The 5646-nt window shown below is 47.6% G+C and carries 5 protein-coding genes; 4 read left to right on the top strand and 1 reads right to left on the bottom strand.

Going from position 1 to position 5646, the window contains the following annotated elements:
• The 4 genes from PGX78_RS05275 to rarD all read left to right on the top strand — a co-directional run.
• Positions 1-1077, top strand: a 1077-nt coding sequence (locus tag PGX78_RS05275) for a cation:dicarboxylate symporter family transporter (protein WP_270445747.1), incomplete at its 5' end; no start/stop codon positions are given.
• Between the two features lie 277 nt (positions 1078-1354).
• Positions 1355-2728 carry a guanine deaminase gene (guaD, locus tag PGX78_RS05270; protein WP_270445745.1) on the top strand — a complete coding sequence of 458 codons (1374 nt, stop codon included), beginning with the start codon at positions 1355-1357 and terminating at the stop codon, positions 2726-2728.
• An 8-nt stretch (positions 2729-2736) separates the two neighbouring features.
• Positions 2737-4104, top strand: coding sequence for a uracil-xanthine permease family protein (locus tag PGX78_RS05265; protein ID WP_270445743.1), 1368 nt, complete (start codon positions 2737-2739; stop codon positions 4102-4104).
• Positions 4105-4133: 29 nt separating this feature from the next.
• On the top strand, positions 4134-5060 hold the full coding sequence (gene rarD, locus PGX78_RS05260; RefSeq protein WP_270445741.1) for an EamA family transporter RarD: 927 nt from the start codon (positions 4134-4136) through the stop codon (positions 5058-5060).
• Between the two features lie 54 nt (positions 5061-5114).
• Here rarD and PGX78_RS05255 read toward each other — a convergent pair.
• On the bottom strand, positions 5115-5646 hold a 532-nt coding region (locus tag PGX78_RS05255; protein ID WP_270445739.1), incomplete at its 5' end, for a DUF805 domain-containing protein.

Raw genomic sequence — 5646 nt, 5'->3', positions numbered from 1 at the left:
AGCACTTTTTTATCATTCCTCATTCCTTTACTTATCGTCTCTTTCGTAGCTGTCGGTATGGCCGATTTAGGTAAACAGGCTAATAAGCTGCTGGGACTTACGGTTTTTCTCGCCTATGCATCCACTATTTTAGCCGGGTACATCGCTTATTTCTTCGGAGTTTCCATATTACCGAACTTTATTCATCCCTTCTCCGGCTCCGTGGCCGATGTCAACCCGTACGATCCCTTCCTGACCATTAAGGTTACACCTGTATTCGATGTTATGACAGGCCTTATGCTTGCCTTTATCTTAGGTATCGGCATGGCTAACCTGAAAGTCGGCGCTGCCGGAAAGCTCTTAAGTGTATTGCGCGAGGTCCGCGATATTATCACTAAGGCTCTGACTAAAATTATCATTCCTTTAATTCCTATATATGTCGGTTCTTTATTCTGCAAGTTGGCCGCACAGGGAAAAATTGTAGCAACGGCTAAAATTTTTATCGGCCTGTATGTGTGCATACTTCTCTTACAGGTTCTGTACCTCCTCTTGCAGTTCGGCATTTCGGGACTCATTTGCAAACGAAATAACTTCAAATACATTCCCCGAATTTTACCGGCTTACTTTACAGCTGTAGGTACGCAATCTTCAGCTTCCACCATTCCGGTCAACTTGAAGTGTGCCCATAATTGCGATATGTCCGAAGGGGTTGCCAACTTCTGTATCCCCTTGTGTGCCACCATTCACCTGGCAGGTGATACGATTTGTCTGGTTCTGGGCACAATGGGTATTATGATGGCCATGGGCATGGATGTCAGCTTAACCTTATTCACGCCTTATATCTTCATGCTCGGCGTCACAATGGTCGCCGCACCGGGCGTCCCCGGCGGCGGTGTTATGGCTGCCTTGGGAATTATTACTTCCATGCTCGGCTTTACGGAACCGATGCAACAACTCATCATTTCTCTCCACTTCTCGCAAGATTCCTTCGGCACGGCTACAAACGTAGCCGGCGATCAGGCCCTGTCCATGATTGTCGACAAGGTTCGCGGTCACAATATCGATACTGTCGGAGACAGCGGCGAAGCTTCCGCCTAATCCTAATCATACCGAAATAAGGAAACCTCACAAGGTTTCCTTATTTTTATGTGTTATTTTACTTTCTAAAGACTATCCTCCCCATGCATGCAACACGCGGTCGGTACCGGGATTGTCCCATGCAAGACCGGTGCCGCTTCGAATAAAGTGACCCGTCATTAAAAAGACCGGCCACTTTATTCGAAGTCCTTTAAATTCCTCTTATTTTTCTTTTCTTACTTTCACAAAAGTAATATACTATACGTATTATTTTTTATTATTTAATAACAGGTCAGGGGTGACTTTCTTGACAAACTGTTCATCAGTCATACGCGGAACCGCCTTCCACAGTACAGGCCCGGACTCATTTGATATACTGGAGGACCACCTGTTTCTTATTGACGAGGCGGGAGTCCTCGATAATGTAGTTTCTCCGAAGGATGACAGGTACGATAATATTCTTCGCCAGTCGGAGGACGAAGGTTCTCTACATCGACTGAAATCACAACAATATTTGTTGCCCGGATTCATCGATACCCACGTTCATGCGCCTCAATGGGCCCAAGTAGGCAAGGCGCTGGATGCGGATCTTCCTATTTGGCTTAATGACTATACCTTCCCTCTGGAAGCCGCTTATAAAAACACGGATTTTGCCGAGACGATTTATAAAGACCTGGTTCGAACTCTTTTGGCAAACGGCACGACGACGGCCCAATATTTCGGTTCCGTCCATAACGAACCTAATAAGGTTTTAGCCGAAATTTGTGCTTCTGAAGGCCAACATGCTTATATCGGTAAAGTAGTTATGGACTTGCCGTCTCAGTGCCCCGATTATTATCGTGATCCGTCTCCACAAGCGGCACTGGATGCTACGGAAGACTTTCTCACTTATTGCCGCGACCTGAACGGCCGGACACGGCAAGACATAATCGGCGTCGTTACACCGCGATTCATTCCTACGTGCAGTGACGAAGTCCTTTACGGCCTGGGCGACTTGGCCCGCCGCTATGACGCGCCCGTTCAATCCCACTGTTCCGAAGGAGACTGGGAACACGCCCATGTACTGGAACGAACAGGCCTAAGCGATACGCAAGCTCACTTAAAATACGGGCTATTGACGAATAAAACAACGCTGGCGCACTCCGTCTACTTAAGCGACTCCGACGCAGAGTTGTACAAAGAACACGGTGCTGCCATTGCCCACAGTCCCTTATCCAACATCTTGTTTGCCGGAGCCGTCTGCCCGGTCAAACGCCGTTTGGAACAAGGGCTCAGCATATCATTGGCCACAGATATTTCCGCCGGCTATACGCCGTCTATGTTTGATTCCATGCGTCAGGCTATTTTATCGTCGCGCCTCCTTTCTACGGGAACCGATTTTTCAAAATCTCCGATAGAGCGAGGCGGCATCCCCGCTAGCGTCATCGATTTCAGACAAGCCTTTTACATGGCTACTGTCGGCGGGGCTACCGCCCTGCACGTCAATGCCGGCCAATTTCGTAAGGGCTGTCGCTTCGATGCCTTTGTTTTCGACTGTCTGGCTTCGCAAAGTCAGACTCGCCAATATGATACCGACTCATTGGCAGATATGTTGCAAAAAATAATTTTTACAGGCCAACGGCAAAACATTACAGCCCTCTGGGTCTCGGGAAAACCCGTTTCATTGCATTAGGAGGATTTATGTCTACAGAAGAAGCAAAAACTCAACACTACGAAGGATCTTTACTCGTTCAGCCTGACGAGGCTTTACCGCCCGTACAATCCCTTTTACTCGGCTTGCAACATTTGCTGGCCATGGATATTTACGTCGTTCCCTTTATCGTTGCCGGCATTTTATCCTTATCTGTTCAGGAATCGGCCTTCCTCATTCAGGCAACCTTTATTGCCAGCGGTTTAGGCACGCTTATACAATCTCGTTTTCTCATGAAACTTCCCGTCGCTCAGGGACCGTCCTATGTTCCTATCGGTGCCATTGCCGGCATCGCCTTGGCTCACGGCACGGGTATTGACAGCTTGGCCGCCGTATTCGGAGCCATTCTCGTCGGCAGCCTCATTGTTTGTGTTCTCGGCATGACGGGTATTGTCCGCAAGGCCATTAATTACTTCGTACCGCCTCTCGTCGGCGGTACGATTATCTTCGTCGTCGGGCTGTCCCTCATTCCCATAGGCTTAAAAGACAATATATTTACGGTTCACGGTGCCGGTACAATTACGGAAAATATCATTCTGGCTCTCGTTTCCGGAGGTGTCCTTACCGTTTGCGTTATGCTCGGCTTGCACATGGGTAAAAAGGGCAATTGGTTGCGTATCGGCTCTGTTATTATAGCCCTCGTTGCCGGATGCCTCGCAGCCGCACCTATGGGACGCTTTTCTTTGGATGCCGTAGTAGCGGCTCCTTTATTTTCGGTTCCCCACCTGGCTTTCGCATCATTCCCCGTCATCTTCGACATTCCCGCTATCATTACTATGATTCTCATCTACATTGTTCTTTTGGCCGAAACTACGGGAACCTGGTTCGCCGTCAGTTCCGTCATTGAACGCCCCTTGACGGATGAACAATTAGACAAGGGGATTTTAGGCGAAGGCCTGAGCTGCTTTATCGGCGGCCTCTTTGGCGGTACACCGGCTACGGGCTATTCTACAAATGCCGGTCTCATCTCAATTACAGGTGTAGCCAGCCGTCACGCTTTTTACGGTTGTGCCTTTTGGATGATTGCCTTCGGTCTGTCCAATAAACTGGCCATGCTTATCGCATCTATTCCCGCTCCGGTTATCGGCGGTATTTTTGTCATCGTTTCATCAATTATTGCTTTAAGCGGTTTCCGTGTTATTCGCCGTCTCGAACTTGATGAACGCAACATGTTTATCATCGGCTTACCCATCATTACGACCTTGGCTCTTTATTTATTGCCTCAAGACTATGTGGCGTCTTTGCCGCAGTTATTGCGTTATCTCTTAAGCTCTTCCATAGCTACGGCAGCAATGGTTGCTATTGTTCTCAACAAGGTATTGCCGCAAAAACTCAATTTATATAACGAAAAAGACTAATCAGCTCTATTGAAAAGGATGTGACATTTTTGCCCGATTCATCTTATAAGCATTATCGCCTCGGCTTTTTTGCAGCTTGCAGCAGCTTTATCATTTGGGGTACCTTACCGCTTTACTGGTATTTCCTTTCCCACGTAGAAGCCGGAGAAATTCTCTCACATCGCATTGCCTGGTCTTTTGTCTTTATGCTCTTCGTCCTCATCTTCGCAGGGCGCAAACAACTGAAAGAGGACCTTGCCTTCCTGCGCGAAAAAACGAGTCGCATTCTCCTGCTCCTGACAGCTGCCGTTCTGGTAACCGCCAATTGGTTGACCTACATTTGGGCGGTTACGCACGGTCATGTTATCGACACAAGCATCGGCTACTATTTGAACCCGCTTCTATCCGTACTTTTGGGCGTTGTCATGCTTTCCGAAAAGCTGAGTACGCCGAAACGAATCAGTATCGTTCTTGCCGCCATCGGGCTGGCACTCATGACTTGGCAAGGCGGGCACTTTCCTTGGCTGGCTTTACTCTTGGCCGGGACCTTCGCTCTCTACGGGGCCGTCAAAAAAATGCTCCATCTACAGCCGATTTCGAGCATCACACTGGAAACACTTATTGTCTTGGCCCCGTCAATCGTATATATTTACAACCTTCATTCGAATTCATCCGGCCATTTTTTAACGAGTGACGTAACAACCACCTTCTTATTATTGGGTGCCGGTATCGTTACGGCCGTTCCCTTATTGCTCTTTTCTTACGGGGCCAACGAATTACCTTTAAATGTACTCGGGTTTATCCAATATATCAGCCCTACACTGGCTTTCGTCTGGGGAATTTTCTTCTTTCACGAGCCCTTCGGTACGGATAAACTCATGGCCCTCTCTTTTATTTGGATATCCTTAGTTATCTTTACTATCGGTGAGCGCCTGCAAATAAGCCGGTCAACATATAAACAAAAAAAGCGGTCATAGCCGTCACGCAATGACCGTAAAAAAACCGTTTGCCCTTGGGCAAACGGTTTTTTATTACCAGCGAGTAGCCAATGCACCTGCCGCTACCCAAATAAAAGGAGCGACAATGGAGCATACCAGGGATACAAAGAAAGCTACAATAATCATAGTGTCCGTCGGACTGGCCGGCTTACCGATACGTGCCGCTTCTTCCGACGTAAGTCCCACATAATTTGTCTTACGCCCGTAACGGTTCATAATAGCCTGGCCTTCAGAACAAATGAGATATAGGAAATAAAACTCTCCGAAAGGTACGAAATTCACAAGAATCCACGCACCGGACCGCCCCACATCGTGTAATCGCCTTACGTTTAAGCAAAAAGACGGAATAAACAAAACGAGGCCGAATACAAAGCACACAATGCTGAGTGCCACATACAGACTCATGGATATATTAGCCGATATGGCGGCAACAAACCATATTAAGGATAAAATGACGGCACTAACGCTGTAAAATTTAAAATACTCACCGCGTGAAGCTCGCCCTTCTATGGTGGCAAATTTTTTCGTCATTACGTACTTAAAGTTTTCCCAAAAACCTTTGCCG

The organism is Megasphaera sp. AF13-6AC (genome assembly GCF_027685385.1).
Classification (GTDB): domain Bacteria; phylum Bacillota; class Negativicutes; order Veillonellales; family Megasphaeraceae; genus Megasphaera; species Megasphaera micronuciformis.
The sequence above is the reverse complement of the archived record's forward strand: the minus strand, read 5'-3'. Positions and strand labels throughout refer to the sequence as shown.

What these genes read in the sequence shown, in the direction of transcription:
- PGX78_RS05265 (WP_270445743.1), top strand. Translation starts at nt 2,737, where the DNA reads ATGTCTACAGAAGAAGCAAAAACTCAACACTACGAAGGATCTTTACTC.